23 protein-coding genes and 1 pseudogene are annotated in these 26,247 nt (G+C 70.5%); 3 read left to right on the top strand and 21 right to left on the bottom strand.

Annotated elements, in window-relative coordinates:
* Window position 1 precedes the first annotated feature (1 nt).
* From AC4D12_RS14940 to AC4D12_RS14870, 15 genes and pseudogenes are all read right to left on the bottom strand, one after another.
* The gene (locus tag AC4D12_RS14940; protein ID WP_490950825.1) at window positions 2-1,801 is read right to left on the bottom strand and encodes a proline--tRNA ligase; all 1,800 of its coding nucleotides are present in this window, start codon (window positions 1,799-1,801) and stop codon (window positions 2-4) included.
* Window positions 1,802-1,957: 156 nt separating this feature from the next.
* Window positions 1,958-2,860 carry a GNAT family N-acetyltransferase gene (locus AC4D12_RS14935; RefSeq protein WP_490950742.1) on the bottom strand — a complete coding sequence of 301 codons (903 nt, stop codon included), beginning with the start codon at window positions 2,858-2,860 and terminating at the stop codon, window positions 1,958-1,960.
* Entirely contained in the window at window positions 2,814-3,977 is a 1,164-nt protein-coding gene (ispG, locus tag AC4D12_RS14930; protein WP_490950824.1) for a flavodoxin-dependent (E)-4-hydroxy-3-methylbut-2-enyl-diphosphate synthase, read from the bottom strand. Before ispG ends, AC4D12_RS14935 begins: the two co-directional genes overlap by 47 nt.
* Window positions 3,978-4,076: 99 nt before the next feature.
* Window positions 4,077-4,367: a YciI family protein gene (locus tag AC4D12_RS14925; protein ID WP_490950741.1), complete on the bottom strand. Its 291-nt coding sequence runs from the start codon at window positions 4,365-4,367 to the stop codon at window positions 4,077-4,079.
* Between the two features lie 9 nt (window positions 4,368-4,376).
* Window positions 4,377-4,826 carry a hypothetical protein gene (locus tag AC4D12_RS14920; RefSeq protein WP_490950740.1) on the bottom strand — a complete coding sequence of 150 codons (450 nt, stop codon included), beginning with the start codon at window positions 4,824-4,826 and terminating at the stop codon, window positions 4,377-4,379.
* 69 nt (window positions 4,827-4,895) lie between these two features.
* On the bottom strand, window positions 4,896-5,531 hold the full coding sequence (locus AC4D12_RS14915) for a MarR family transcriptional regulator (RefSeq protein WP_490950739.1): 636 nt from the start codon (window positions 5,529-5,531) through the stop codon (window positions 4,896-4,898).
* Window positions 5,532-5,570: 39 nt separating this feature from the next.
* Window positions 5,571-6,914, bottom strand: a complete 1,344-nt coding sequence (locus AC4D12_RS14910; RefSeq protein ID WP_490950738.1) for a M50 family metallopeptidase — start codon at window positions 6,912-6,914, stop codon at window positions 5,571-5,573.
* A 98-nt stretch (window positions 6,915-7,012) separates the two neighbouring features.
* A pseudogene (dxr, locus tag AC4D12_RS14905) lies at window positions 7,013-8,227 on the bottom strand (1-deoxy-D-xylulose-5-phosphate reductoisomerase); the annotation flags it as partial.
* Window positions 8,228-8,270: 43 nt separating this feature from the next.
* The gene (locus AC4D12_RS14900) at window positions 8,271-9,092 is read right to left on the bottom strand and encodes an HpcH/HpaI aldolase/citrate lyase family protein (protein ID WP_490950737.1); all 822 of its coding nucleotides are present in this window, start codon (window positions 9,090-9,092) and stop codon (window positions 8,271-8,273) included.
* Window positions 9,089-9,631, bottom strand: a complete 543-nt coding sequence (locus AC4D12_RS14895; protein WP_490950823.1) for a MaoC family dehydratase — start codon at window positions 9,629-9,631, stop codon at window positions 9,089-9,091. The genes AC4D12_RS14900 and AC4D12_RS14895 overlap by 4 nt, the downstream gene beginning before the upstream one ends.
* Before the next feature lie 20 nt (window positions 9,632-9,651).
* Window positions 9,652-10,302 carry a CoA transferase subunit B gene (locus AC4D12_RS14890; RefSeq protein ID WP_490950736.1) on the bottom strand — a complete coding sequence of 217 codons (651 nt, stop codon included), beginning with the start codon at window positions 10,300-10,302 and terminating at the stop codon, window positions 9,652-9,654.
* Window positions 10,303-10,304: 2 nt separating this feature from the next.
* Window positions 10,305-11,102, bottom strand: a complete 798-nt coding sequence (locus AC4D12_RS14885) for a CoA transferase subunit A (protein ID WP_490950735.1) — start codon at window positions 11,100-11,102, stop codon at window positions 10,305-10,307.
* A 45-nt stretch (window positions 11,103-11,147) separates the two neighbouring features.
* The gene (locus AC4D12_RS14880; RefSeq protein ID WP_490950734.1) at window positions 11,148-12,329 is read right to left on the bottom strand and encodes an acyl-CoA dehydrogenase family protein; all 1,182 of its coding nucleotides are present in this window, start codon (window positions 12,327-12,329) and stop codon (window positions 11,148-11,150) included.
* A complete protein-coding gene (locus AC4D12_RS14875; protein ID WP_490950733.1) occupies window positions 12,326-14,440 on the bottom strand; it encodes an acetyl/propionyl/methylcrotonyl-CoA carboxylase subunit alpha in 2,115 nt (704 codons plus the stop codon). The genes AC4D12_RS14880 and AC4D12_RS14875 overlap by 4 nt, the downstream gene beginning before the upstream one ends.
* Window positions 14,441-14,444: 4 nt before the next feature.
* Window positions 14,445-16,064 (bottom strand): carboxyl transferase domain-containing protein, encoded by a 1,620-nt coding sequence (locus tag AC4D12_RS14870; RefSeq protein ID WP_490950732.1) that lies wholly within the window; start codon window positions 16,062-16,064, stop codon window positions 14,445-14,447.
* A gap of 120 nt (window positions 16,065-16,184) precedes the next feature.
* On the opposite strand from AC4D12_RS14870, the gene AC4D12_RS14865 reads away from it, so the two are divergent.
* Together AC4D12_RS14865 and AC4D12_RS14860 are read left to right on the top strand one after the other, a co-directional pair.
* A complete protein-coding gene (locus AC4D12_RS14865; RefSeq protein WP_490950731.1) occupies window positions 16,185-16,838 on the top strand; it encodes a TetR/AcrR family transcriptional regulator in 654 nt (217 codons plus the stop codon).
* Window positions 16,839-16,906: 68 nt separating this feature from the next.
* Window positions 16,907-17,374 (top strand): GNAT family N-acetyltransferase, encoded by a 468-nt coding sequence (locus tag AC4D12_RS14860; protein WP_490950730.1) that lies wholly within the window; start codon window positions 16,907-16,909, stop codon window positions 17,372-17,374.
* Window positions 17,375-17,471: 97 nt separating this feature from the next.
* On the opposite strand, the gene AC4D12_RS14855 is transcribed toward AC4D12_RS14860, so the two are convergent.
* Genes AC4D12_RS14855 through pdhA form a run of 3 tightly spaced genes read right to left on the bottom strand, consistent with a single transcriptional unit; the run spans window position 17,472 to window position 21,285 of the window.
* On the bottom strand, window positions 17,472-19,028 hold the full coding sequence (locus AC4D12_RS14855; protein WP_490950729.1) for a dihydrolipoamide acetyltransferase family protein: 1,557 nt from the start codon (window positions 19,026-19,028) through the stop codon (window positions 17,472-17,474).
* Window positions 19,025-20,053, bottom strand: a complete 1,029-nt coding sequence (locus AC4D12_RS14850; protein ID WP_490950728.1) for an alpha-ketoacid dehydrogenase subunit beta — start codon at window positions 20,051-20,053, stop codon at window positions 19,025-19,027. Before AC4D12_RS14850 ends, AC4D12_RS14855 begins: the two co-directional genes overlap by 4 nt.
* The gene (pdhA, locus tag AC4D12_RS14845) at window positions 20,053-21,285 is read right to left on the bottom strand and encodes a pyruvate dehydrogenase (acetyl-transferring) E1 component subunit alpha (RefSeq protein WP_490950727.1); all 1,233 of its coding nucleotides are present in this window, start codon (window positions 21,283-21,285) and stop codon (window positions 20,053-20,055) included. The genes AC4D12_RS14850 and pdhA overlap by 1 nt, the downstream gene beginning before the upstream one ends.
* 186 nt (window positions 21,286-21,471) lie before the next feature.
* Here pdhA and AC4D12_RS14840 point away from each other — a divergent pair, with 186 nt between their 5' ends.
* Entirely contained in the window at window positions 21,472-21,954 is a 483-nt protein-coding gene (locus tag AC4D12_RS14840; RefSeq protein WP_490950726.1) for an Lrp/AsnC family transcriptional regulator, read from the top strand.
* Window positions 21,955-21,994: 40 nt separating this feature from the next.
* Here AC4D12_RS14840 and AC4D12_RS14835 read toward each other — a convergent pair whose 3' ends face one another.
* From AC4D12_RS14835 to AC4D12_RS14825, 3 genes are all read right to left on the bottom strand, one after another.
* A complete protein-coding gene (locus tag AC4D12_RS14835) occupies window positions 21,995-23,986 on the bottom strand; it encodes a glycoside hydrolase family 3 protein (protein WP_490950725.1) in 1,992 nt (663 codons plus the stop codon).
* 186 nt (window positions 23,987-24,172) lie between these two features.
* Window positions 24,173-25,810: a solute symporter family protein gene (locus AC4D12_RS14830; RefSeq protein WP_490950724.1), complete on the bottom strand. Its 1,638-nt coding sequence runs from the start codon at window positions 25,808-25,810 to the stop codon at window positions 24,173-24,175.
* Window positions 25,807-26,190 (bottom strand): DUF485 domain-containing protein, encoded by a 384-nt coding sequence (locus AC4D12_RS14825; protein ID WP_490950723.1) that lies wholly within the window; start codon window positions 26,188-26,190, stop codon window positions 25,807-25,809. Before AC4D12_RS14825 ends, AC4D12_RS14830 begins: the two co-directional genes overlap by 4 nt.
* Between the last annotated feature and the right edge of the window lie 57 nt (window positions 26,191-26,247).

The following is a 26,247-nucleotide window of genomic DNA, read 5'->3' as shown; positions in this document are numbered from 1 at the left end:
GCTAGTGCGCGGTGATGTCGAGCAGCAGCGCGACGGCGTCGTCGACCGCGACGTTCTGCGCCTCACCCGTCCGCCGGTCCTTGACCTCCAGCACGCCGTCGGCGAGACCGCGGCCCACCACGACGATCGTCGGCATGCCGATGAGCTCCGCGTCACCGAACTTCACGCCCGGGGACACCTTCGGGCGGTCGTCGTAGAGCACCGTGAGCCCGGCGGACTCGAGTTCGGTCGCGAGCTTCTCGGCCGCCTCGAAGATCTCCGCACCCTTGCCGGTCGCGACGACGTGCACGTCCGCGGGGGCGACGTTGCGGGGCCAGATGATGCCGCGGTCGTCGAAGTTGGACTCGACGAGCGCCGCGATGGCACGTGTGACGCCCACGCCGTAGGAACCCATGGTGACCGTGGCGAGCTTGCCGTTCTGGTCGAGCACCTTGAGGCCGAGCGCCTCGGCGTAGGTGCGCCCGAGCTGGAAGATGTGGCCCATCTCGATGCCCCGCGCAGCGACCAGCGGGCCGGAGCCGTCCGGAGCCTCGTCACCCTCGCGCACCTCGACGGCCTCAATGGTGCCGTCCCAGGTGAAGTCGCGGCCGGCCACGAGCCCGAAGACGTGCCGTCCCTGCTCGTTGGCGCCGGTGATCCAGGCGGTACCCACCACGACGCGGGGATCCACGAGGTAGCGCAGCCCCGTCGACGACTCGGCGCCGAGGACCGCAGCCTCGAGCGTGAGGCCGGGGCCGATGTAGCCCTTGACCAGGCCGGGGTACTCCTTCAGGTCGTCCTCGGTCGCGGCCTCGACGGCCACCTCGCCACCGGTCTCCAAGTGACCGGCGATCGTCGCCTCGATGCGCTTGAGGTCCACGGTGCGGTCGCCCGGGACGGCGACGACGACGATCTCGCGCTCCCCCGTGGGCAGGACGGCGGCGAGGACGACGTTCTTGAGCGTGTCCGCTGCCGTCCAGGGACGGTCGTCGCGGGGCACGGAGGAGTTGGCGTGCTGCACGAGGGTGTCGATGGTCGGCGTGTCCGGGGTGTCGCGGACCTCCGCAGCGGGCGCGTCGGTCGAGTCGACGGCGGCGGGCACCACCGTGGTGACGGCCTCCACGTTGGCGGTGTAGCCGCCCGCCGACCGGACGAAGGTGTCCTCACCGATGGGCGTGGGGTGGAGGAACTCCTCACTCCTGGACCCGCCCATCGCGCCGGCGGTCGCCGTCACGGGAACCACCTCGAGGCCCAGACGATCGAAGATCCTCAGGTACGCGCCGCGGTGGCGCTGGTAGCTCGCCTCGAGGCCCTCGTCGTCGATGTCGAAGGAGTAGGAGTCCTTCATGATGAACTCGCGTCCGCGGAGAAGCCCGGCGCGGGGCCGAGCCTCGTCACGGTACTTGGTCTGGATCTGGAAGAGGCTGAGCGGCAGGTCCTTGTACGAGGTGTACAGGTCCTTCACGAGGAGGGTGAACATCTCCTCGTGGGTGGGTGCCAGGAGGTAGTCCGCGCCCTTGCGGTCCTTCAGCCGGAAGATCCCGTCACCGTACTCGGTCCACCTGTTGGTGGCCTCGTAGGGCTCCCTCGGCAGCAGCGCGGGGAAGTGCACTTCCTGGGCGCCGATGGCTTCCATCTCCTCGCGGACGATCCCCTCGACCCGCGCCAGGACCTTCAGTCCGAGCGGCAGCCAGCTGTAGATCCCCGGCGCCGCGCGGCGGATGTAACCGGCGCGGACGAGCAGGCGGTGGCTCGCGACCTCGGCGTCGGCGGGATCCTCGCGGAGCGTGCGGAGGAAGAGGGTCGAGAGTCGTAGGACCACGCGGGTTGTTCCGTTCATGTTCGTCGGGCCGTGCCGTGACGCTCCCCGCCGTGGGGCGGAGAACCACGTACCAATCTAGTGGGTCGGCGGAAGCGCGCCGAGGCACGGTCCGCTCGACGGGTACGCCTCCGGACGAGCAGGGCCTCGGGAAAAGCTCTAGAAGAGGATGGTCGCGAACGTGTCGACCTGCCGGAACCCCACACGCTGGTAGGCGGCGATGGCCCGCGCGTTGTAGGAGTTCACGTACAGGCTCACGGTCGGTGCGAGTGCCCGCGCGGCGACGACGACGGCGGCCATGTAAGCGGCACTGAGCCCGCGACCACGCTGGTCCGGGTGCATCCACACGCCCTGGACCTGCACCGTCTGGGAGGAGACCGTGCCGAGTTCGGCCTTGAAGATCACCCCGCCGTCGTCGTCGAAGGCCGCGAGCGAATGCTTCCGTCCGATCAGCGAGGCGACGCGCCGCCGGTAGTGCTCGGAGCCGCCGATGAAGGGTGAGTAGCCGACCTCCTCCTCGAACATGGCCGCGCACGCGGGGAGCACGCGATCGAGCTCGTCGGGGCGCGTGAACCGGAGGTCCGGTGCGGGGGTGATCAGCGGGTCGGTGTCGATGGACATGAGGGGCTGGTTGGGCCGTACGTCGAACGGGTCGGCGCTGTAGTCCTCGAACGTGGACCAGAGGTCCATGACGCCCTCGGAGAGCCCGAAGATGGAGGAGAACGTGCGGCCGGACCGCCCGAGGTGGTCGCCGAAGATGGCGCCGGTCTCGTCCGTCACACCGACCGGCACCAGGTTGACCCCGGCCCAGCAGGCCGCACGCAGCGTCCCGTGCCGGAACATCCCGATGATCTCGCCGCCGGAGAAGGAGGGCGCCGCGTTACCCATGGACTCGAGGTGGGCGGCCACGAACACGTTCGCCACGGGGTCGGCGAGCACGAGGGCCCAGAGGTCACGCGTGTCCGCCTCCCCGAGGACCCGGAAGGACCAGGGGCCCTCCGGGTCGGGCTGTGGTCTAGCTAACGGTAACCATGGGGCCACCCTGGCCAGCAGTCTCGCCATCAGCTTCCATCTCCTCTGCGAGCCTCATGGCTTCCTCGATGAGCGTCTCCACGATCTGGTCCTCGGGGACGGTCTTGATGATCTCCCCCTTGACGAAGATCTGGCCCTTGCCATTGCCGGACGCGACACCCAGGTCCGCCTCGCGAGCCTCGCCGGGCCCGTTGACGACGCATCCCATGACCGCGACGCGCAGGGGCACCTCCATGCCCTCGAGGCCGGCGGTGACCTCTTCGGCGAGGGTGTAGACATCGACCTGGGCACGGCCGCACGAGGGGCAGGACACGATCTCGAGCTTGCGCGGGCGCAGGTTGAGCGACTGCAGGATCTGGTTGCCCACCTTGACCTCCTCGACCGGAGGCGCGGACAGGGAGACGCGGATGGTGTCGCCGATGCCCTTGGAGAGCAGCGCGCCGAAGGCGGTGGCCGACTTGATGGTGCCCTGGAAGGCCGGGCCCGCCTCGGTGACGCCGAGGTGCAGGGGCCAGTCACCGCGCTCGGCGAGGAGTTCGTAGGCGCGGACCATGATCACGGGGTCGTTGTGCTTGACCGAGATCTTGAAGTCGTGGAAGTCGTGCTCCTCGAACAGGGACGCCTCCCACACCGCCGACTCGACGAGTGCCTCGGGCGTCGCCTTGCCGTACTTCTCCATGAGGCGCGGATCGAGCGATCCGGCGTTCACACCGATGCGGATGGAGGTTCCGGCCGCCTTCGCCGCCTCGGCGATCTGCTTGACCTGGTCGTCGAACTTGCGGATGTTGCCCGGGTTCACACGGACGGCCGCACACCCGGCGTCGATCGCGGCGAAGACGTACTTGGGCTGGAAGTGGATGTCGGCGATCACCGGGATCTGCGACTTCCTCGCGATGATCGGGAGTGCGGCGGCGTCGTCGCTCGTGGGGCACGCCACGCGGACGATGTCGCAGCCCGTGGCCGTCAGTTCCGCGATCTGCTGGAGGGTCGCGTTGATGTCGGTGGTCTGGGTGGTGGTCATGGACTGGATGCTGATCGGGGAGTCCGACCCGACCCCCACGGAGCCGACCTTGATCTGGCGGGTCTTGCGCCGCGGAGCGAGTACCGGCGGGGGCGCTGCTGGCATTCCTAGGTTGACCGAGGCCACGACTTCCTCCATGCTGGCGGCCTGCACCGCGGATCGGACGAGCTGTTCGACTTCATTATCCACCCGGCCCACCGCGCGGGACGCCGGGCAGGACGCACGTCACACGCGGTCGCGGAACGCCCCGATGACCGGGTTCCAGCCGATGGTCTTCACCGCGGAGATGGCGCCGGCGAGCGCGAAGGGATCCTGGCTGACGATCCCGTTCAGCGCGGCCTCGTCCTCGGCGGAGAACAGCAGGAGCGCCCCGCTGCCGTCGGTGAAGGGCCCGGACGACAGGACGACGCCCTGCTCCGCGAGGCCCTCGAGCCACTGGCGATGGGCCGGCCGGTGCTCGGTCCGGAGGTCGTCGTGGTCGGGGTTGTAGACGTATTCGACGGCGAAGATGCTCATGTTCTCACCCTACGTGACCGGCAGGAGGTAGACCTTGACGAGGGTGGCGATGCCCGCGGCCCACAGCATCGAGGCGAGGGTGCCGATGATGAAGCGCTCCGAGGCCGCGGGCGTCTCCTTGAGCTCGGCGTACCGGCCGAGCGCCTTCACGGCCACCACGTAGGCGATGGCGACCGGCTGGCCCCCGAGGATGGCGACGGTCACCGCGAGCCGTTCGAGGACGCCGATCACGAGCCCGCCGCGCAGCACCCCGGGCGGCAGGGCGTCGATGGGCACGCGGGGAGGTTCTGCCGGAGGGGCGGGGAGCTCCAGCTGCGGCTGGTCCGCGGGCTCCGGGAGTTCCTCGCGGCGCCTCTCCGCGCTGTCCACCGATCGCGCGAGCCGGAGCACGAGCATCGTCACGGGTGCACCCAGGGCGCCCGCCACCACGAGCGCCAGCACGATCCACAGCGCGTCCATCCGACCTCCTTGTGTCCTGGTCCATGTGTATCCCACCGCTCCCCCAAACGGCGGTCGCCGCGGCCCGGCTCAGTCGCCGTCGCCGTCGCCGTCACCGTCGTCGTCGTCTGCCCACGCGAGCAGACGCGCGGCGGCGGGACGTGCCGCCTGCTCCTCATGCCAGGCAGCGCGGGCCGCAGCCTTGCTCACGGCCTGCGGGGTGATGCCGAGGGCGCGGGCGACGACGGTCTGCGAGCCGCGCGTCCCGGGTTCCAGGAGATCGAGGATGCGCCACTCGGCCTCGGACCGGTTCATGACGTGACGCCCGAGCAGCGCCAGCACGCCCTCGGCCTCCGCGGCTGCCGCGGCGCGTCCATCGGGGGCCTCCACGGCCAGCGGGGCCTTGAAGGCGCCGCCGGCCCGCTTGGCGCGTTCGACGGCGGCACGGGCTGCGACGAAGGCGGCACCACGGCCCTCACGGGGCGAGGCCGGGAAGGGCCGCTCCACCTCGCCGATTCCGATGCCCACGTACCAGCCACCCGCTCGTAGGCACAGCATGACGGCGTCGACGACGGCGGTCGCATCCGCGAGGACGCCCTGCGCCTCGTCGCCGACCGACCGCTCCCAGGGGAGCACGGGCGTAATGGGTGCGAGGAGGTCGAGGAGTTCCGGGATCCTGTCCCCGGTCACGCGGCTGCCCATCTGGTCGATCGTGAGGACGAACATTGATCAACCGTATGCGGTTGAATTGCGGATTACAACCGATCAGCCGAAGAGGTCGACGGGCTTCACGATGTCCGCGTAGATGAGCAAGGCCCCCATACCCATGAGCAGGATCGCCACCGCGTAGGTCAGCGGCAGCAGTTTCGCCATGTCGAACGGTCCGGGATCGGGCCGCTTGAAGAGCCGCGCGACGGTCCGCCGCAGCCCCTCCCACAGGGCGCCGGCCACGTGCCCGCCGTCGAGCGGCAGCAGCGGGATGAGGTTGAAGACGAAGAGGGCGAGGTTGACACCCGCCACGAGACCGACGAGCGTGGCCGCCCGCGAGGCGACCGGCACCTCGTCCATGGCGGAGATCTCGCCGGCGATCCGGCCCACGCCCACCACACTGATGGGCCCCTCGGGGTCGCGTGGCGCGTCGGAGAAGGCGGCCTCGCCCACGTCGACGAGCCGCTGCGGCAGGTTGAGCACCACCCCGGCGACGCTCACGAGCGAGTCCCCGACGGCGGGAAGCACCTCGCTCGCGGGCTGCCGGACGAGTTCCTGCGTGGAGCCGACGCCGATGAAGCCCACCTCCTCGGTGATCGCGACGCCGTCGTCGTCGACCGCAGCGGTGCCGGCCTCGGTGGCCACCGGCCGCTCCGTCAGCAGAGGGGTGATCGTGGACTCGACGGTCTCGCCGTCACGCACGTAGGTGATGTCCACCTCACGACCCGCGGCGTCCCGGATCCATCCGGAGAGCTGGTCCCAGTCGGTGACCTCGCGGCCGTCGAAGGCCACCACGCGGTCGCCCGGGAGGAGCCCCGCCTCGAAGGCCGGGGCCGCGGGGTCCTCGGGCGTGCACTCTGTCTGTCCCGTCGCGGCCTGCTGGCTCGCGGGCACCACGCACTCGGAGACGGAGGCGATCGTGGTGGTGGACTGGGCCGTACCGAACCCCATGATGAGCACGGCGAACAGCACCGTCCCGATCAGCAGGTTCATGAGGGGTCCGCCGAGCATGATGATGATGCGTTTCCAGATGGGCAGCCTGTAGAACACGCGATTCTCGTCCCCCGGCCGGAGCTGCTCCGCGGCCGCCTGCCGGGCGTCGTTGGAGAGCTGCTGGAACACGCCCGTACTGGACTGCCTCACGGCGCCGTCCTCGGTGGCGGCGGGCGGGAACATGCCCACCATCGACACGTAGCCGCCGGCCGGGATCGCCTTCAGCCCGTACTCGGTCTCGCCGCGGCGCCGTGACCACACCGTGGGTCCGAAACCCACCATGAACTGCGTGACGCGCACGCGGAAGAGTTTGGCGGGCACGAGGTGGCCCACCTCGTGCAGCGCGATCGACGCGGCGATGCCGAGGACCACGACGAGTACTCCGACGATGAACAGCAGAACGGTCACAGCTCTTCCTTCTGGCCTCTCGGGTCCGACGGCGCGTCGGTTGTAGATGGAGCACCCGCCGCACCCGGTGCGTCGACCGCACCGCGTCCGGACTCCCCCACGCCACAACGGATCCGTGCCCGGGTCCGTGCCCAGCGCTCGGCCCCGAGCACCTCGTCGAGCGTCACCGCGCGCGAGCCCGGGGCCGGCTCCGTGACCCGCTGTTCGTCGACCACGGCGGCCACCACGTCGACGATGTCCGTGAAACCGATGGCCCCGCTGTGGAAGGCCTCGACCGCTTCCTCGTTCGCCGCGTTGTACACCGCCATGCGCGTGCCACCCTCCGACGCCGCCCGCTTGGCCAGCGCGATCGCCGGGAACGCCTCCTCGTCGAGCGGCTCGAAGGACCACTGCGCAGCCCTGCTCCAGTCGCAGGGGCGCGCGGAGCCCGGCACCCTGAAGGGCCACCCGATCCCGAGGGCGATCGGCAGCCGCATGTCCGGCGGTGAGGCCTGGGCGAGCGTGGACCCGTCGACGAACTGGACCATGGAGTGGATGACGGACTGCGGGTGCACCACGACGTCGATCCGCTCGAGGGGGATGTCGAAGAGCAGGTGGGCCTCGACCACCTCGAGGGCCTTGTTGACCATGGACGCCGAGTTCGTGCTGATCACGCGGCCCATGTCCCACGTGGGGTGCGCGAGGGCCTGCGCCGGGGTGACGTGGCGCAGCCGCTCGCGGGTGAGGCCGCGGAACGGCCCTCCCGATGCCGTGAGCACCAGGCGGTCCACCTCGTCGGCGGTGCCGCCCCTCAGCGCCTGCGCGATCGCCGAGTGTTCGGAGTCGACCGGCACGAGCTGGCCCGGAGCCGCCGCCGCCCGGACGAGTGCTCCCCCGGCGATGAGCGACTCCTTGTTGGCCAGCGCCAGCAGGTGCCCGGCGGCCAGCGCGGCGAGGGTCGGCTCCAGCCCGATGGACCCCGTGATGCCGTTCAGGACGACGTCGGCGTCCGGCCAGGCGGCGACCCGCGCGGCCGCACTCCCGCCCGCGAAGAGCTGCGGCGCGTAGCCGCTCACGCCCGCGGCGTCGGCCGCGCGGCCGATCGCCCGCTCGAGGTCGGCCTCCGTGGCGGACGCGACACCGACGGCGGGAGCCCGCACGGCGACGGCCTGGTGTGCGAGGAGCGCGAGGTTGCGTCCGCCGGCGCTCAGTCCGGCCACGCCGAACCGGTCGGGGGCCGCGGCGATGACCTCGAGGGCCTGCGTGCCGATCGAGCCGGTGGATCCGAGGATCGTCACGCGCCGGTGGGCCCGCGAGAGGTTGCTGACATCCATGGCCCCAGTATCCCGCAGACCGGCGCGCGGCCCGCTCAGGCTGTCAGGCGCGGGACCTCGCGAGGACGGCGCGTGCGTGACGGAGGATCGGCTCGTCCACCATGCGTCCCTCGAACACGAAGACGCCGCGCTCGTCCTCGGCCGCCGCGAGCAGGGCCCGGGCGCGGACCACCTCGGTCTCCTCGGGCGCGAAGGCCGCGCGGACCACCGCGACCTGACCCGGGTGGATGCAGGCCTTGGCCCCGAATCCGGAGGCGACGGCGTCGTCGGCCTCCTCCGCCAGGCCCGCCGTGTCCGCGATGTCCACGTACACGGCGTCGATCGCGGCGACGCCCGCGGCACCGGCAGCGAGGAGCACCTGCGAGCGCGCCTGCACGGCGACCGCCCGGTAGGCGCCGCCGGCCGATCGGCTCGAGGTGCCACCGAGGGATGCCACGAGGTCCTCCGCGCCCCACATGAGCGCGACGACGCCGTCCGTCGCCGCGATGTCCGCGGCCCGGAGCACTCCGCGTGCCGTCTCGCAGAGCGCGATCACCTCCACCTCGCCGAGCGCCGCCCGGACGACGGCGACGTCCTCGGGCGACTCCGTCTTCGCCAGCATGACGGTGCGGTAGGGCGTGCCGCGGACAGCCTCGCAGTCCAGGACGAAGTCGTCGGTGCCGACGGCGTTCAGCCGGACGACGGTGCGGTCCGGGTCCAGCAGGGTGGCCCCGAGTGCCAGCCGTGCGGCGTCCTTCGCAGCGGGTGCCACGGCGTCCTCGAGGTCGAGGATCACGGTGTCCGACCGCTCGGCGGCCTTGGAGTAGCGCTCGGGGCGGTCGCCGGGGCAGAAGAGCAGGGCCGGTCCGAGGTGGGTGAGGCTCACGCCCGCTCCTGGGGTGCCGCGTCCGAGGACCACATGAGCACCGAACGGGCGGCCGTCGCGACCACCTCGCCGTGCTGGTTCCGCCCGGTGTGGGTCATGGTCGCGATCCCCTGGCCCGGGCGCGACGACGACGGCCGGACCCCAGTGATCTCCGTCTCCGTGTACAGCGTGTCGCCGTGGAAGAGCGGCTTCGGGAACACGACGTCGGTGAGCCCGAGCTGCGCCACGATGGTGCCCTGCGTCAGATGGGACACGGACTGACCCACGAGGGTCGCGAGGGTGAGCATCGAGTTCACGAGGCGCTGACCGAACGGCTGCTCCGCGGACCAGGCAGCGTCCAGGTGGAGAGCCTGCGTGTTCATGGTGAGCGTGGTGAACAGGACGTTGTCGGCCTCGGTCAGCGTGCGGCCCGGCCGGTGGGCGTAGACGGCCCCGATCTCGAGCTCGTCGAGGTACAGGCCGCGCTGCTCGATGACGCGCCGCGCGGGCGCAGCGCTCGGCGCAGCGGTCGACGCCGCCGCGGCACCGCCGTCGTCCACTCCCCCGGAGGCGTCCGTACTCACGCGACGGCTCCCCCGAGGTCGACGCGCAGCGGCGCACCGGTGGCGGCGACGACGTCCTCGGGGCTGACGCCCGGCGCGGTCTCGCGGAGCACGAGACCTTCCGCCGTCACGTCGATGACGGCGAGGTCCGTGACGATCCTGTCCACGCACCCCTTGCCCGTGAGCGGCAGCGAGCAGGACTCCACGATCTTCGGCCGACCCGCGCGGTCCACGTGCTCCATCATCACGATCACGCGCTTCGCCCCGAACACGAGGTCCATTGCGCCGCCCATCCCCTTGACCATCTTGCCGGGCACCATCCAGTTCGCGAGGTCCCCGTTCTGCGCGACCTCCATGGCACCGAGCACGGCGACGTCCACGTGACCGCCCCGGATCATGCCGAAGGAGGCTGCCGAGTCGAAGTACGCGGCCCCGGCGTTCGCCGTGACGGTCTCCTTGCCGGCGTTGATGAGGTCCGGGTCCACGGCGTCCTCCGCCGGGTACGGGCCCACGCCGAGGATCCCGTTCTCGGAGTGCAGCACCACCTCCACGCCCTCGGGGATGTAGTTGGGGATCAGGGTGGGCATCCCGATGCCGAGGTTCACGTACTGGCCGTTCTCGAGCTCCAGTGCCACGCGAGCGGCGAGTTCGTTCCGGGTGAGTGCCATGGTCATGCTCCTTCGGGCGCGTTGACGCCGGTCCGCGGATCGGGGCTGCCACCGATCGAGACGGTCCGCTTCTCCACGCGCTTCTCGACGCCGGAGGCGACGACGACACACTGGACGAAGATACCCGGCGTGTGGATCTGCGCGGGATCGAGTTCGCCTGGCTCCACGAGCTCCTCCACCTCGGCGATCGTGATCCGGCCGGCCTGGGCGCACAGCGGGTTGAAGTTCATGGCGGTGGCGTTGAACACCAGGTTGCCGTGGCGGTCGCCCTTCCAGGCGTGCACGAGCGCGTAGTCCGGGCGCAGCGATTCCTCGAGGACGTAGTCGACGCCGTCGAAGGTGCGCACCTCCTTCGCCTGCGAGGCGACGGTGACGTTCCCCTCGGCGTCGTACTTCCGGGGCAATCCGCCCTCGCTGACCTGCGTGCCCACCCCCGCCGTGGTGTAGAACGCGGGGATACCCGCGCCCCCGGCCCTGAGCTTCTCCGCGAGAGTGCCCTGCGGCGTCAGCTCCACCTCGAGCTCACCCGAGAGGTACTGGCGCGCGAACTCCTTGTTCTCGCCCACGTAGGAGCTGATGGTCCGGCGGATCCGGTGGTCCGCGAGCAGGATCCCGAGGCCCCAGTCGTCCACCCCGCAGTTGTTGCTGACGGTCTCGAGCTCCGACGTGCCCTGCGCGTGCAGCGCGTCGATGAGGGTCACGGGGATACCGCACAGACCGAACCCCCCGACGGCGAGCGAGGCGCCGTCGGGGATGTCCGCCACGGCGTCCGCCGCACTGCCAACCACTTTGTCGATCACTGCTTCTCCTTCGGTCGCCGCACGCAGGGCTGCGGCGGTCAGGTGCTAGAGCCCCAGATCCCTCGCGATGAGCATGAGCTGGACCTCCGTGGTCCCCTCACCGATCTCGAGGATCTTCGAATCACGGTAGTGCCTGGACACCACGAACTCGTTGATGAAGCCGTAGCCGCCGAAGATCTGCGTGGCGTCGCGGGCGTTGTCCATGGCGGCCTCACCGGCCACCAGCTTCGCGATGGACGCCTGCTTCTTGAACGGCTTCCCGGCCAGCATGCGGGCCGCGGCGTCGTAGTAGGCAAGCCGCGCGGTGTGGGCGCGGACCTGCATGCGCGCGATCTTGAACTGGATGGACTGGTACGTGCCGATGGTGCTGCCGAACGCCGAGCGCTCGTTGGCGTACTTGATGGACTGCTCCACACACCCCTGCGCGGCACCGGTGGCGAGGGCCGCGATGGCGATCCGGCCCTCGTCGAGGATCTGCAGGAAGTTCGCGTACCCGCGGCCGCGGGCGCCGAGGAGGTTCGCCTCGGGGACACGGACGTCCTTGAGGGTGAGCGGGTGCGTGTCCGAGGCGTTCCAGCCCACCTTGTTGTAGGCCTTCTCCGCCGTGAATCCGGGTGTGTCGCTCGGTACGAGGATGGTCGAGATCTCCTTCTTGACCGTCCCGTCCGGGCGCTCGGAGGTCCCCGTGACCGCGGTGACGGTGACGAGCGAGGTGATGTCCGTGCCGGAGTTGGTGATGAACTCCTTGGTGCCGTTGATGACCCACTCCGACGCTCCTGAAGAGTCGGCCCCCGCCTCGAGCTTCGCCGTCGTCTTGGTCCCGGAGGCATCGGATCCGGCTTCGGACTCGGTCAGGCCGAAGCCGCCGAGCGCCGCACCCGACGCGAGGGAGGGCAGCCACTGCTGCTTCTGCTCCTCGGTGCCGAACCGGTACACCGGCATGGCGCCGAGGGAGACGCCGGCCTCGAGCGTGATCGCGACGGACTGGTCCACGCGGGCCAGTTGCTCGAGGGCGAGGCACAGCGCGAAGTAGTCCCCGCCCATTCCCCCGTACTGCTCGGGGAACGGCAGGCCGAACAGTCCCATGTCACCCATCTGCTTGACCACCTCGTAGGGGAAGCTGTGCTCGGCGTCGTGCTTGGCGGAGACCGGGGCCACGACCTCGTCCGCGAACTCGCGCACGGTGTCGACGAGATCCTGGTATTCCTCGCTCAGTTCGAAGTTCATGCTGCGTTCCCTTCCGTGGGACTCGGTGATGCGGTGTCGGTTCTCATCGTGGTGGTGCCGGGCGCGCTTGGCGCACCGGCGGGGTCGGTGGCTTCGGTGGCTTCGATGGCTTCGGTGGCTTCGATGGTGGCGACGACCTGCTGGGCCTTCACGAGGTCGCCCGGTGCGAGGGACAGGCGGACGACGCCGGCGAGGCCCGCGGTCAGCTGGTGCTCCATCTTCATGGCCTCGACGGTGACGAGGACGTCGCCCGCCTGCACGGTTGCCCCGTCGGCGACGGCGACGGAGACGACGGTGCCGGGCATGGGACTGCGGACCAGCGGATCGGCCGAGCCCTCCTCGCGCTCGATGCGCGACAGCACGGCGTCGAGGAGTTCGCGGCGCCCGGGCCGGCGCAGGCGGGCCGACCAGCCGGCGTCGCCGATCCAGACCGTGTCGCCGTCGACGTGGTGCGTGAGCCCCGCGCGGACGCCGTCGATCGCGGCCCCGGCGCTTCCCGTGGTCACGACGCCGGTCGCGTCGCCGACGGTCACGGACCATGCCGCACCGCGCCGCAGCAGGCGGACGGTGTCGGTGCCGCCGGCGTGCTCGAGGACCACCGTGCGCGGACGCGGGGGCCCGAGACGGAAGCCGTCGCCGCGCTGCCATGGACGGCCGCTCGCAGGAGTGGCGGCCTCGACGAGGAGGACGGCCGCGAGCGCGAGCTCATCCGGCCCCACGTGCCGGAACGCGAGCCCCGGCAGTTTCCGCTCGATCATGGTCGTGTCGAGGCGCGCGGCCCGGACGTCCTCGTCGGCGATCAGCAGGCGGAGGTACTCGATGTTGGTGTCGACGCCGAGCACGCGGGTGCCGGCGAGCGCGGTGTCCAGCCGGTCGAGGGCCTGGGCGCGGTCCTCCCCCCAGGCGATGACCTTCGAGAGCATCGGGTCGTAGGAGGAGGAGACCGTGCCGCCGGTCAGCAGCGAGCTGTCCACCCGGACGCCCTCGCCGGACGGTTCGGTCAGCGCGAGGATGCGGCCGGTCGAGGGCAGGAACCCCGCCTCCGGCGTCTCGGCGTACACGCGCGCCTCCACGGCGTGCCCGGTGAGCACGACGTCGTCCTGCGTGAGCTGCAGGTGCTCGCCTGCCGCGATACGGATCTGCCACTCGACGAGGTCCACGCCGGTCACGAGTTCGGTCACGGGATGCTCCACCTGCAGGCGCGTGTTCATCTCCATGAAGAAGAATTCGTCGGGCGCCGTGTCGGAGACGAGGAACTCCACCGTCCCGGCGCCGGTGTAGTCGACGCTCCGGGCGGCGTGGCAGGCGGCTTCGCCGATGCGGCGCCGCGTGGCGTCGTCGAGCAGGGCCGAGGGCGCCTCCTCGATGACCTTCTGGTGGCGGCGCTGGAGGGAGCACTCGCGCTCCCCGAGGTGGATCACCGTGCCGTGCCCGTCCGCGAGGACCTGCACCTCGATGTGGCGCGGACGCTCGACGAGCCGTTCCAGGAACAGGGTGTCGTCACCGAAGGCGCGCGCGGCGACGCGGCGCGCCGTCGCGAGGACCTCGGGGAGGTCCTCCGGGCGGTGGACGGCATGCATGCCCTTGCCCCCGCCACCCGCGGACGGCTTGATGAGCAGGGGGAAGCCGACGTCCGTCGAGGCCCTGATGAGGGCCTCATCCGTGAGTCCCGGCTCGGCGATGCCCGGGACCACCGGCACTCCGGACCCCGCGACGTGGTTCTTCGAGCGGATCTTGTCGCCCATGACGTCGAGGGCGTGCACGCTCGGACCGATGAAGACGATCCCCGCCTCGCGCAGCGCCTCGGCGAAGGCCGCGTTCTCGCTGAGGAAGCCGTACCCGGGGTGCACCGCACCGGCGCCGGTGCGGCGGCAGGCGTCGAGCACGGCGGGGATGGAGAGGTAGCTGGACGTCGATGCCGCCTCACCGATGCGGACGGCGACGTCGGCCTCGAGCACGTGCCGGGCACCGGCGTCGGCGTCGCTGTACACCGCGACCGAACGCAGCCCGAGGGCCCGTACGGAACGGATGACGCGGCAGGCGATCTCGCCGCGGTTCGCGACGAGCACGGTGTCGAAGGGCCAGGGACCGGCCGGAGTTGGAGGGGTCATCGGGTCACATCCTGAAGAGGCCGAAGGAGGTCTCGGGCAGCGGCGCGTTGGCGCACACGTCGAGGGCGAGGCCCAGGACGGTCCTCGTGTCCGCGGGATCGATCACGCCGTCGTCCCAGAGGCGCGCCGTCGAGTAGTAGGGGTTGCCCTGCGCCTCGTACTGGTCGCGGATGGGCTGCTTGAAGGACTCCTCGTCCTCGGGCGCCCATTCCTCGCCGCGGGCCTCGAGCTGGTCGCGCTTGACGGTGGCGAGGACGCTCGAGGCCTGGTTGCCACCCATCACCGAGATGCGGCCGGCGGGCCACATCCACAGGAAGCGCGGCGAGAACGCCCGGCCGCACATCGAGTAGTTCCCCGCGCCGAAGGACCCCCCGACGACGACGGTCAGTTTCGGGACACGGGCGGTGGCGACGGCGGTGACCATCTTGGCCCCGTTCTTCGCGATGCCGCCGGCCTCGTAGTCCTTGCCCACCATGAAGCCGGAGAGGTTCTGCAGGAACACGAGGGGCACCCCGCGCTGGTCGCAGAGCTCGATGAAGTGCGCCCCCTTGAGCGCGGACTCGCTGAACAGCACGCCGTTGTTGGCGACGATGCCGACGCGGTGGCCGTGGATGGTCGCGAAGCCGGTCACGAGGGTGGTGCCGTACTCGCGCTTGAACTCGTGGAAGTGCGAGCCGTCCACGATCCGCGCGATGATCTCGCGGGCGTCGTAGGACGCGTTGACGTCCGTCGGGACGGCCCCGTAGAGCTCGTCCTCCGGCACGGCGGGCTCGAGGACCTCCGCGTCGACCGGCGGCGCGAAGGGGGCAGGTGCCGAGGGCGGCGGGAGGGTGGCGATGATGTCGCGCACGATCTCCAGCGCGTGCTGGTCGTTCTCGGCGAGGTGGTCCGTGACGCCCGAGATGCGCGAGTGCACGTCACCGCCGCCGAGCTCCTCGGCCGTCACGACCTCGCCGATCGCGGCCTTCACGAGCGGCGGCCCGCCGAGGAAGATGGTCCCCTGGTTCCGGACGATCACGGTCTCGTCGCTCATCGCGGGTACGTAGGCCCCGCCCGCGGTGCAGCTGCCCATCACCGCCGCGATCTGCGGGATCTTCCGCGCGGACATCGTGGCCTGGTTGAAGAAGATGCGACCGAAGTGGTTGCGGTCCGGGAAGACGTCGTCCTGGCGCGGGAGGAACGCTCCACCGGAATCGACCAGGTAGACGCAGGGCAGGTTGTTCTCGAGCGCGATCTCCTGCGCACGGAGGTGCTTCTTGACCGTCATGGGGTAGTAGGTGCCGCCCTTGACGGTGGCGTCGTTGGAGAGCACCAGGACGTGGCGGCCGTGCACCAGGCCGATCCCCGCGATGGCGCCCGCTCCCGGGCACTCGTCGTCGTACATGCCGTTGGCCGCGAGCGGGGCGATCTCGAGGAAGGGGCTGCCGTCGTCGAGCAGCTGGTCGATCCGCTCGCGCGGCAGGAGCTTGCCCCGCGCCACGTGGCGCTCACGGGACCGCTCGGGGCCGCCCAGGGCGGTGGCGGCGAGCCGCTCGCGGAGCTCCCCCACCAGCGCGGTCTGCGCCGCGTGATTGGCCAGGAACGACGGCGAGAGCGGGTCCACCTTCGACGCAAGGGTCTCCATCGGTCTCTTCCTCGAGCGGCCTTCAGTTAGCAGACACTAACCGGAATCAGGTTAGTGGTCATTAACCCTCCTGTCCATCAGAATGAGGGAAAACTCCCCCAGCGGACGCGAAGGACCTGCATGGAAGCACCACCCGCCGAAGACCGCATGACCGGCCGCAGCATCGCGAAGGCGTCGCGGCGCACGGCGTTGCTCCGTGCCGCCGCGCGACTGTTCGCGGAGCGCGGCTACAACGGTGTGTCCATCGAGGACCTCGGCGCGGCGGCCGGTGTGAGCGGACCCGCCGTGTATCGCCACTTCTCCGGCAAACCGGCCGTCCTCTCCGCCCTGCTGACGGGCGTCAGCGAGGATCTCCTGAGCGGTGGCCGGGACGTCGCGGCCGCCGCGCCGTCCCCCGCGGACGCCCTCCGCGGACTCATCCGGTTCCAGGTGGGCTTCGCGCTCGGGAACCCCGACGTGATCCGCGTCCAGGACCGCGACCTCGGGTCCCTGACGGACGACGACGGCCGCACGGTGCGGTCCCTCCAGCGCAGCTACGTGGAGGTCTGGGTCGAGCAGCTCGCCGCGCACCGCCCCGGCGTCGACACCTCGCTCCTGCGCTCCCGGGTGCACGCCGTGTTCGGTCTGATCAACTCCACGCCCCACACCACCCGCCGCTCGGGTACCCCCGAGGACCTCGATCTGCTCGAGGACCTCCTGCAGCACATGGCCTGGGCTGCACTGACGGTCGACGGCGGGGCCGCACCGGCCGTGAACGGGACCCGGACCGCCTAGTACGCTGAAGCACGAGATTCCCGGGCCGCGCCGCACGAGCCGGCCCACCGCCTACTGAAAGTGACGCTGTGATCACGCTACGTCCCGTGGAAGCCGCCGATGTCGACGAGTTCTTCACCCACCAGCTGGACCCGAGCGCCAACCACATGGCTGCCTTCGGCGCCAAGAACCCCTCGGACCGCGGGGTGTTCGACCACCACTGGCAGGACATCCTGAACGACGGCAAGATCACCGTGCGCACCATCCTCTCCGACGGCGAGGTGGTGGGGAGCATCCTCGCCTACCACCACGAGGCCACGCCGGAGATCAGCTACTGGATCGACAGGTCACGCTGGGGCCAGGGCATCACCACAGCGGCCGTAGGGCAGTTCCTGAACGAGGTCACCGAGCGGCCGCTCAGGGCGCGCGCGGTGGCCGACAACGCGAGCTCCATCCGCATCCTCGAGCGGTGGGGCTTCCGCCAGGTCGGCGAGACACAGGGCTTCGCACCCGCCCGCGGCGCCGTGGTCCGCGAGCTCATCCTCGAACTGGTCTGACGCCCGCTCTCCGGGTGGCGCATCCGGCGGACGGCAGGAGCCCCGCACCACAGCTGTGGTGCGGGGCTCCTGTGCGTGAACCGGTCGCCCGGGCGGCTCAGACCATGGTCAGGACCATGGCCGGGTTCCGCAGAATGGTGCCGACGTCGGCGAGGAAGCGTGAGCCCTGCTCGCCGTCCACCAGCCGGTGGTCGAAGGACAGGCTCAGCGTCATCACCGAGCGGAGGGCGATCTCCCCGCGGTACTCCCACGGCATGCGCCGGACGGCACCCATGGCGAGGATGGCCGCCTCGCCCGGGTTCAGGATCGGCGTGCCGGCGTCGATTCCGAAGACCCCGATGTTCGTGATGGAGATGGTGCCGCCCGCGAGATCCGCCGGTGTGGTCCTCCCGGCGCGCGCGGTCTCCGTCAGCGCGCCGAGTGCGCGGGCGAGCTCCACGAGCGGCAGGGTCTGCGCAGCCTTGATGGTGGGGACGAGCAGACCGCGGGGTGTCGCCGCGGCGATCCCGAGGTTCACGTCCTCGTACTGCACGATCTCCTGGGCCTGCTCGTCCCACGAGGCGTTGAGCGAGGGGTTGCGCCCCACCGCGATGCACACGGCCTTCGCCACGATGGTCAGCGGCGTGACCTTCGTGCCCTCGAACGCGCGCCCCGCCTTCAGCTCCGCGAGCAGGTCCATGGTCGGCGTGACGTCGATGGTGAGGAACTCGGTGACGTGCGGGGCCGTGAACGCGCTGGCCACCATCGCGGCGGCGGTGTGCTTGCGCATCCCCTTGATCGGGATGCGGGTGACGGCGCCCGGCGTCGCCCGACCGGCCGGCGATGTGGCTGCCGCGCTCGCAGGGACGCTGACGGTCGCACCCTGAGCGCCCGCGGACGCGTCGTCGGGGACGGACGGCGCGGCTGCCCCGCCCGAGGAACTCGCGAGGGCAGCCAGGACGTCGGCGCGGGTGATCAGGGCCTGCGGTCCCGTCCCCGTGAGCCCCTCCAGCGGGATGCCGAGGTCACGCGCGAGCTTGCGGACCGGCGGGGTGGACCGCGGCCGCTCGGTGATGCGCGTCGCTGACGTCTCCGGGGAGGGGGCGCTCAGTGACACCGCGTACGCCGGGGCGGCGGCAGCGGTGACGCGCGCGTCGTGCACCGGTCCGGGCTCGGCGCCAGCGACGGCGCGCGCACCCTCGTGCGGTACTGCGGCGGGTGCTGGCTGCGGCAGCGTCCTGCTCCTGCGCTGCGGACGTCCGCCCTTCTCGACAGCGGCACCGTAGCCCACCAGGTTCGGCTCGCGGCGGGCCGGAGCGGCGTCCGCCCCAGGCATGTCAGAGGTAGCGGACGGGCTCGACGACGGGCTCGACGACGGAACACGGCCCGTGGCGCCCGGCTCCCCCGGCACCTCGAAGGAGACGATCGGCGCCCCGACGTCGACGACGGTACCGGCTCCCTCGTGAAGCCGCACCACGGTTCCGGCGTACGGCGAGGGGAGCTCGACGACGGCCTTCGCGGTCTCGACGTCGGCGATGATCTGGTTCAGCTCCACCCGGTCACCCTCGGCGACGTGCCACTGGACGATCTCGGATTCCGTCAGGCCCTCCCCGAGGTCGGGCAGGCGGAACTCGCGCACCGTCGTCGTGCTGCGGGTCTCGGCGGGAGCCGTCACTGTGCCGCTCCTTCGGGGAGGCGGTCGAGACCGCTGAGCGAGTTGGGGCGGCGGAGCGCGCGGTCCACGCCGTCGAGGATCCTGTCGAGGTCCGGGAGGTGGTGGAACTCGAGCTTGGAGTACGGGTACGGGATGTCGAAGCCGGTGACGCGCACGGGCGCGTGCTCCAGGTGGTCGAAGCAGCGTTCGGTGATGCTCGCCGCGATCTCCGCGCCGAGCCCTCCCGACTGCGCCGCCTCGTGCGTGACCACGAGCCTGCCGGTCTTCCGGACGGACGCCTCGATGGTCGCGAAGTCGATGGGGGCCAGGGACCGGAGGTCGATGACCTCGATCGAGACGCCGTCGTCGGACGCGGCGATCGCCGCGTCGCGAGCGGTCGGGACGAGCGGTCCGTAGGTCACGAGCGTGACGTCGGTCCCCTCCGTCACCACGCGTGCGGCACCCATGTCCGACGACGACAGGTCCACCGACTCGTCCACCTCGCCCTTGACGTGGTAGCGGCGCTTGGGCTCGAAGTACAGCACGGGGTCGTCGCAGGCGATGGCCTGCTGGATCATCGTGTAGGCGTCCTGGGGGTCGGAGACGCTGACCACCCGGAGGCCGGAGGTGTGGGTGAAGTACGCCTCGGGCGACTCCGAATGGTGCTCGGGCGAACCGATGCCGCCGCCGAACGGCACCCGGATGGTGATCGGCATGGTCACGGCGCCCTGCGTGCGGTAGTGCAGCTTCGCGACCTGGCAGACGATCTGGTCGAAGGCCGGGTAGATGAAGCCGTCGAACTGGATCTCGACCACGGGCCGGTACCCGCGGTAGGCCATGCCCACCGCGGTGCCCATGATGCCGGCCTCGGCGAGGGGGCTGTCCAGGACCCGGTGCTGCCCGAAGTCCTTCTGCAGGCCGTCCGTGATCCGGAAGACCCCACCGAGCTTCCCGATGTCCTCACCCATCAGGATCACCTTCGGGTCGGTGTCCATGGCGCGCCGCAGGCCGGCGTTGATCGCGCGGCCGAAGGTCATCGTCGGCATCAGTGGGTTCCTCCCTGGGACGCCTGCCCGAAGGAGGCGAGGTAACGCTCGTAGTGGTCCTGCTGGCGGTCCAGCCAGGAGTTCGGCTCGCTGTACACGTGCCGGAAGACATCGGACGGCGCGGGTTCGGCCATGGTGAGGCAGCCCTCCCGCAGCTCGGCGGCGACGGCGTCGGCCTTCGCCTTCACGGAGTCCGTGTAGTCGGCCCCGAGCAGACCGAGCGAGTCCAGCAGGGCCGCGACGCGCGCCAGGGGGTCGCGGGCCGCCCAGTCCTCCAGCTCGTTCGCGTCCCTGTAGCGCGTGGGATCGTCCGCCGTGGTGTGCGGACCCATGCGGTAGGTGACGGCCTCGATGAAGGTGGGCCCACCGCCGGACCGTGCTCGGTCGAGCGCCTCGCGCGTCACGGCGAGGCACGCGAGGACGTCGTTGCCGTCCACGCGGACCGACGGGATGCCGAAGCCCGGCGCCCGGCGGGCGATCGGGACATGCGCCTGGAGACCCACGGGCTCGGAGATGGCCCAGTGGTTGTTCTGGCAGAAGAAGATGACCGGCGCCTGGTAGCTGGCGGCGAAGACCATGGCCTCGTTGACGTCGCCCTGGCTGGTTGCCCCGTCACCGAAGTAACTGACGGCCACCGAGTCCGCGCCGTCGGTCAGGATCCCCATGGCGTAGCCCGTGGCGTGGAGGGTCTGCGCGCCGATGATCACCTGGGGGGTCGCCATGTTGACGGTGTAGGGATCCCAGCCCGAGGAGGCATTGCCGCGCCACACCCGGAGCATGTCCGTGAGGTCCACGCCGCGGCAGTAGGCGACGGCGTTCTCGCGGTAGCTGGAGAACACGAAGTCGTCCGAGCGGAGCGCGCGGCCGGAACCGATCTGGGCGGCCTCCTGACCCAGGAGCGGTGGCCACAGCGCGAGCTCGCCCTGCCGCTGCAGGGCCGTCGCCTCGGCGTCGATGCGGCGCACCGCCACGAGGTCCTCGTACAGGGCCTGGAGCGCCGGCCCGTCGACGTCGTCCACGAAGCGGTCGTAGTGCGCGTGAGGGTGGCGCACCCCGTGCTCGTCGATGAGCTGGACGAGGTCGTCCGCGCCAGGATGCTGGGGCCCGGGCCGTGCCGTCCCGGACGAGCTCCGGGTGTCGGTCGCCGCGGGCGGGAAGTCGAAGGGTCCGCTCCCGCGGGCCGCCGGGCCACCGGCCTCCACCGGATCGGAAAGGGCCTCGTCCTGGTTCATCGCACGTTCCTCCGCACTGGCAGACGCGTGTCCACGGGCTCGTCGAGCGCCTCCGTGGACGTCCGGGCGCCATCACCCGGAGTGACTGTGACCCTACTCACAGCGCGCAGGTCGCACAACCGTTTTGTCCCGCACTGAGCATCCTGCTCGATCAGGCCGCGACTGCCCGTGTTAGCGTTGCGCAGTATGCGCTCCCCTGACCTCGACCTCACGGACACCCGCCTGCTGCAGGCGATGGCGAAGGATCCCCGACGCACCGTCGTGGCCCTGGCCCAGAAGCTCGGACTCTCGCGCAACACCGTGCAGGCGAGGATGGCGCAGCTCGAGAAGAAGGGCGTCTTCCTCTCCTTCGAGCGCCGCGTGAGTACCGCGGCGCTCGGCTATCCGCTCACCGCGTTCATCCACGTCCACGTGCAGCAGCAGAAGCTGGCCGCCATCACCGAGAGCATCGCAGCCGTGCCGGAGGTGATCGAGGCGTTCGGGCTCACGGGGCAGGCGGACATCCTGGTGCGTGTGGTCGCGGTGGACGCCGAGGACCTCTTCCGCATCAACGGCAAGATCCTCAGCTGCGACGGCGTGGAGCGCTGCGACACCTCGCTGGCGATGGGCGAGCTCATCCCCTTCCGGGTGGAGCCGCTGCTCGCGCGGGGTCCGCAGCCGGCGCCCTGATTCCTCCCCGGGCGCCGACTCCGGGAGCCGCCCCCCCCCCTCAGCGACCCGCGCGGTCGTAGGTGAGCCCGAAACCCGCGGGGAAGAGAGGCGCGGCGGTGTCATCCGGGACGTCGGGCAACTGCGCCTCCACCTCGGCCATCGACGACGGCAGTTCGAACGGCAGGTGCCCGCCTGGCTCACCGCGACCGCGCAGCACGTCCACGAGAACAGCGTCCGCTACGCCGTAGTCCGCGAGGACCGCGTCGGCATGCTCGACGACGTCAGCGAGGACGAGCGGCCTCGAGAGGTTCGGGACGGCGATGGCCGGGATGCCGGCGTTCGACGCCGCCAGGAGGGCCTGGTACCCGGGATCGTCGCCGCCGACATCGAGGTCGGTGAGATCGGGCCCGCCCCTCGGATCGGAGATCCGGATCACGGCGGCGTCGGCCTCCTCCACGGTGTCCACCGGCGTGAAACCCGCTTCCCGGGCGGCGTCCGCGTCGATGCCCTGAAGATAGAGCTTCCGTACGTCCTTCCGTGACAGCGGCAGCACGGCGTCGTTCTCGAGGAGTGTGAGACTCGCCCGCTGGGCGGCCTCACCGGCCCTCTGCGACCGGGCGCTGCCGACGGTGCGTTCGGCGGCGCGGACATCCACGTACGGGTTCTCGAAGAGTCCGAGCTCGAACTTCTGCGTCAGCACACGTCGCGCGGCCTCGTTCACCCGGTCCTCGGAAAGGAGCCCCGTGCGCACGGCCTCGATCACGTACTGGGGCTTGTCGCTTCCACCGATGATGTCCACACCGGCGCTGATGGCGCTCGCGTAGCGTTCCGGGAGGGTGAGGCTCTCGACGCCCCACGGCATCCCCGCGCCGTGCGCGCCGACGAAGGAGAGCGGTGGCCTGAGGGCGAGGCACGACGCCGGGCAGTCGTTGGCGATCCCCCAGTCGGAGGTGATGACTCCCTCGAAGCCGTATTCGCCGCGGAGCACGTCCTGGAGGAGGTATTCGTTGTGGTTCGCGCCCACCTGTTCCAGCGCCGTCCCGTTCCGCTCGAGGTCCTGGAGGATCGAGTAGGTGGGCATGATGCCCGCCGCTCCGGCGTCGAAGGCCCCTTCGTACGGCGTGAGGTGCTCCTCGAAATTGCCGCCGGGGAAGGCGGCGTACCGGCCGTAGTAGTAGTGGCTGTCGTAGCCGTTCACCTGCGCCCCGTAGCCCACCCAGTGCTTCACGACCGTCGCCACCCCATCGGGTGACAACCCCTCCGGGCCGCCCTGCATGCCCTCGACGTACGCCTGCACGTGCTCTCCGACCGCCTCGCCGGTCGAGCCGAACGTACCGTTGATCCTCGTCCACCGGGGCTCGGTGGCGAGGTCGGCCTGCGGCGACAGTGCCTCGTGGATCCCGACGGCGCGGTACTCCTCGCGGATGATGTCGGCCATGGCTCGAGTGGCATCGGGCCGCCCTGCAGCTCCCATGCCGATCGGGTCGGGGAAGGGCGTGAAGTCCCCGTTCGAGACGGTCTGGCCCTCCGTGACGGTGAAACCGTTGCGCGGGTCCGTGCTGATCTTCAGCGGGATGCCGAAGGGCTCCGCCTCGGCGAGTTCCTGCAGGCTGTTGTGCTCCTCGGCGAGCGTCCCCGCGCCGGCCCCCAGGCGGGAGATGAAGGTCGTGATGTGACGCTCCGAGAGGAGCCGCTGGAAGGCTGCGCGGTCGTAGGCACCCTGCCCGGACAGCGACGCGTGCATCAGCTGCCCGGCCTTCTGCTCGAGCGACAGGCGGCCTACGAGGTCGCGGGCCCTGTCCTCCGGCGAGCGGCGCCAGTCCTCGTAGGGCGTGAGCCCGCCGTCCCCGTCGAGGTCGCGGAAGGTTCGCCCGTCCACCCGGAGGATGTCCGCCGATCGACTGTCCAGGATCGGCTGGCGGGGCTTCGCCGGCGGTCCGGCCGAGGCGGGAGTCCCGGTGGCGAGGATCGTCGCGAGCATCACCCCCGCGGTCACGAGTGCGATCGGTCGGCGTCCTTGTCCGCCGGAACCTGCTGAAGGTCTTCCCATGATGACTCCCTCGTCACGTCGGTGATGGTCGATGTGACCCAGCCTACAGAAAAACCGAGTGCTACTGGGTTTTCGTTCTGCTTCCGGAGGTGCCCTGTCCGACGCGCCGCGTGCCGTTCTCACGGGAACGGACGAGGCCGCCCCACCGCTCGGTGGGACGGCCTCGTCACGCGGGGCAGCACGTCGTCAGTGGTCGGTGGCCTTCTCGGCTCCGACGCCCGTGAGGGACCGCACCTCCATCTCGGCCTGCTTCATCGGGTCCTCCGTGGTCTTCGAGAGCACCGTTCCGAGCCAGCCCAGGAAGAAGGCCAGCGGGATCGAGACGATGCCCGGGTTGCTCAGCGGGAACAGGGAGAAGTCCGCGGTGGGGATCATGGAGCGCTCGCCGCCCGAGACCACGGGCGAGAGGGCGATGAGGAGGATCGCCGAGCCGAGGCCGCCGTACATGCTCCAGATGGCGCCCTGCGTGTTGAACTTCCTCCAGAACAGCGAGTAGAGGATGGTCGGCAGGTTGGCGCTGGCTGCGACCGCGAAGGCGAGCGCCACGAGGAACGCGACGTTCTGGCCCTGGGCGCCGATGCCGCCGAGGATCGAGAGCAGCCCGATGACGACCACCGTGCGGCGGGCCACCTTGACCTCGCCGTCCGGGTCCACGCGGTCCTTGCGGATCACGCTGGCGTAGATGTCGTGCGCGAAGGACGCCGCGGCCGTGATGGTGAGGCCCGCGACCACCGCGAGGATGGTGGCGAACGCGACGGCCGAGATGAGACCGAGCAGCACCGAGCCGCCGAGCTCGAAGGCCAGCAACGGAGCCGCCGAGTTGACGCCGCCCGGAGCCGCGAGGATGCGGTCCCGGCCGATCAGTGCGCTGGCGCCGTAGCCGAGCACGAGGGTGAAGAGGTAGAACGCACCGATGAGCCAGATGGCCCAGACCACCGAGCGGCGGGCCTCCTTCGCCGTCGGGACGGTGTAGAAGCGCATGAGGACGTGCGGCAGGGCGGCGGTTCCCAGCACGAGGGCGAGCGCCAGCGAGAGGAAGTCCAGGCGGGTGATGGCGCTGAGGCCGTACTGCAGACCCGGGCTCGTGATCGCGGCGTTGCCACTGGTCTCGATCGCCGCACCGAGCAGCGTCGAGAAGTTGAAGCCGTGCTTGGCGAGCACCCAGACCGTCATGATGAATGCGCCCGCGATGAGCAGCACGGCCTTGATGATCTGCACCCAGGTGGTGCCCTTCATGCCGCCGATCAGCACGTACATGATCATGAGCACGCCCACCACGGTGATGACGACGGACTGCCCCACGCGGTCATTGATGCCCAGCAGCAGGGACACGAGGCCACCGGCGCCGGCCATCTGAGCGAGCAGGTAGAAGAAGCACACGGCCAGGGTGGTGATCGCTGCGGCGATGCGGACCGGTCGCTGCTTCAGGCGGAAGGACAGCACGTCCGCCATGGTGAACTTGCCGGTGTTGCGCAGCAGTTCCGCGACGAGCAGCAGCGCCACGAGCCAGGCGACGAGGAACCCGATGGAGTACAGGAAGCCGTCGTACCCGTTGATGGCGATGGCGCCCACGATCCCGAGGAAGGACGCCGCAGAGAGGTAGTCACCCGCGATGGCCGTGCCGTTCTGGCCTCCCGTGAAGGAGCGGCCGGCCGCGTAGTAGTCGGCTGCCGTCTTGTTGTTGCGGCTGGCCCGCAGCACGATCACGAGGGTGATGGCCACGAAGATGCCGAAGATGGCGATGTTGAGGACGGGCGAGCCGACCGTCGTGACCTCCGCCGTCTGGGACGGGACGCGCACGGCGCCCTGGGTGATGCCGATCATTTCTTTCCACCTGCCGGGTCGACGAACACATCGGGGGCCGCTTCCTCGAGCTCGTGCCTGAGGTTCGCGGCGATCGGGTCGAGCCGCTTGTTCGCGTAGCTCACGTACCACATGGTGATCGCGAAGGTGCTGACGAACTGCAGCAGTCCGAGGATGATGCCGATGTTGATGTTGCCGAACACGGGCGTCGCCATGAACTCGTGGGCGTAGTCGGCCAGGAGCACATAGGCGAAGTACCAGAGCAGGAAGAACACTGCCATGGGGAAGACGAAGCTGCGGTGGCGCTTGCGCAGTTCCTTGAACTGCTCGGTCTGCTGGACTTCCGTGAAGTCGACGGCAGCACCGGAGCCGCTGGACGGCTCGACCGGGTGCGAACCCATTGTTTCTCCTCTGTCTCGGTGGTCACGGGGCCGCGACGGCGGCGGCATCGCCGCACA

It is taken from the genome of Arthrobacter sp. TJ-266 (assembly GCF_058269115.1).
Note: the sequence above shows the minus strand (reverse complement) of the source record. Positions and strands in the feature narration are given on the sequence as shown.

What these genes read in the sequence shown, in the direction of transcription:
- AC4D12_RS14935 (WP_490950742.1), bottom strand. Translation starts at nt 2,860, where the DNA reads ATGGCGAGACTGCTGGCCAGGGTGGCCCCATGGTTACCGTTAGCTAGA.
- AC4D12_RS14925 (WP_490950741.1), bottom strand. Translation starts at nt 4,367, where the DNA reads ATGAGCATCTTCGCCGTCGAATACGTCTACAACCCCGACCACGACGAC.
- AC4D12_RS14920 (WP_490950740.1), bottom strand. Translation starts at nt 4,826, where the DNA reads ATGGACGCGCTGTGGATCGTGCTGGCGCTCGTGGTGGCGGGCGCCCTG.
- AC4D12_RS14915 (WP_490950739.1), bottom strand. Translation starts at nt 5,531, where the DNA reads ATGTTCGTCCTCACGATCGACCAGATGGGCAGCCGCGTGACCGGGGAC.
- AC4D12_RS14890 (WP_490950736.1), bottom strand. Translation starts at nt 10,302, where the DNA reads ATGGCACTCACCCGGAACGAACTCGCCGCTCGCGTGGCACTGGAGCTC.
- AC4D12_RS14880 (WP_490950734.1), bottom strand. Translation starts at nt 12,329, where the DNA reads ATGAACTTCGAACTGAGCGAGGAATACCAGGATCTCGTCGACACCGTG.
- AC4D12_RS14875 (WP_490950733.1), bottom strand. Translation starts at nt 14,440, where the DNA reads ATGACCCCTCCAACTCCGGCCGGTCCCTGGCCCTTCGACACCGTGCTC.
- AC4D12_RS14870 (WP_490950732.1), bottom strand. Translation starts at nt 16,064, where the DNA reads ATGGAGACCCTTGCGTCGAAGGTGGACCCGCTCTCGCCGTCGTTCCTG.
- AC4D12_RS14865 (WP_490950731.1), top strand. Translation starts at nt 16,185, where the DNA reads ATGGAAGCACCACCCGCCGAAGACCGCATGACCGGCCGCAGCATCGCG.
- AC4D12_RS14850 (WP_490950728.1), bottom strand. Translation starts at nt 20,053, where the DNA reads ATGCCGACGATGACCTTCGGCCGCGCGATCAACGCCGGCCTGCGGCGC.
- pdhA (WP_490950727.1), bottom strand. Translation starts at nt 21,285, where the DNA reads ATGAACCAGGACGAGGCCCTTTCCGATCCGGTGGAGGCCGGTGGCCCG.
- AC4D12_RS14840 (WP_490950726.1), top strand. Translation starts at nt 21,472, where the DNA reads ATGCGCTCCCCTGACCTCGACCTCACGGACACCCGCCTGCTGCAGGCG.
- AC4D12_RS14835 (WP_490950725.1), bottom strand. Translation starts at nt 23,986, where the DNA reads ATGGGAAGACCTTCAGCAGGTTCCGGCGGACAAGGACGCCGACCGATC.
- AC4D12_RS14830 (WP_490950724.1), bottom strand. Translation starts at nt 25,810, where the DNA reads ATGATCGGCATCACCCAGGGCGCCGTGCGCGTCCCGTCCCAGACGGCG.
- AC4D12_RS14825 (WP_490950723.1), bottom strand. Translation starts at nt 26,190, where the DNA reads ATGGGTTCGCACCCGGTCGAGCCGTCCAGCGGCTCCGGTGCTGCCGTC.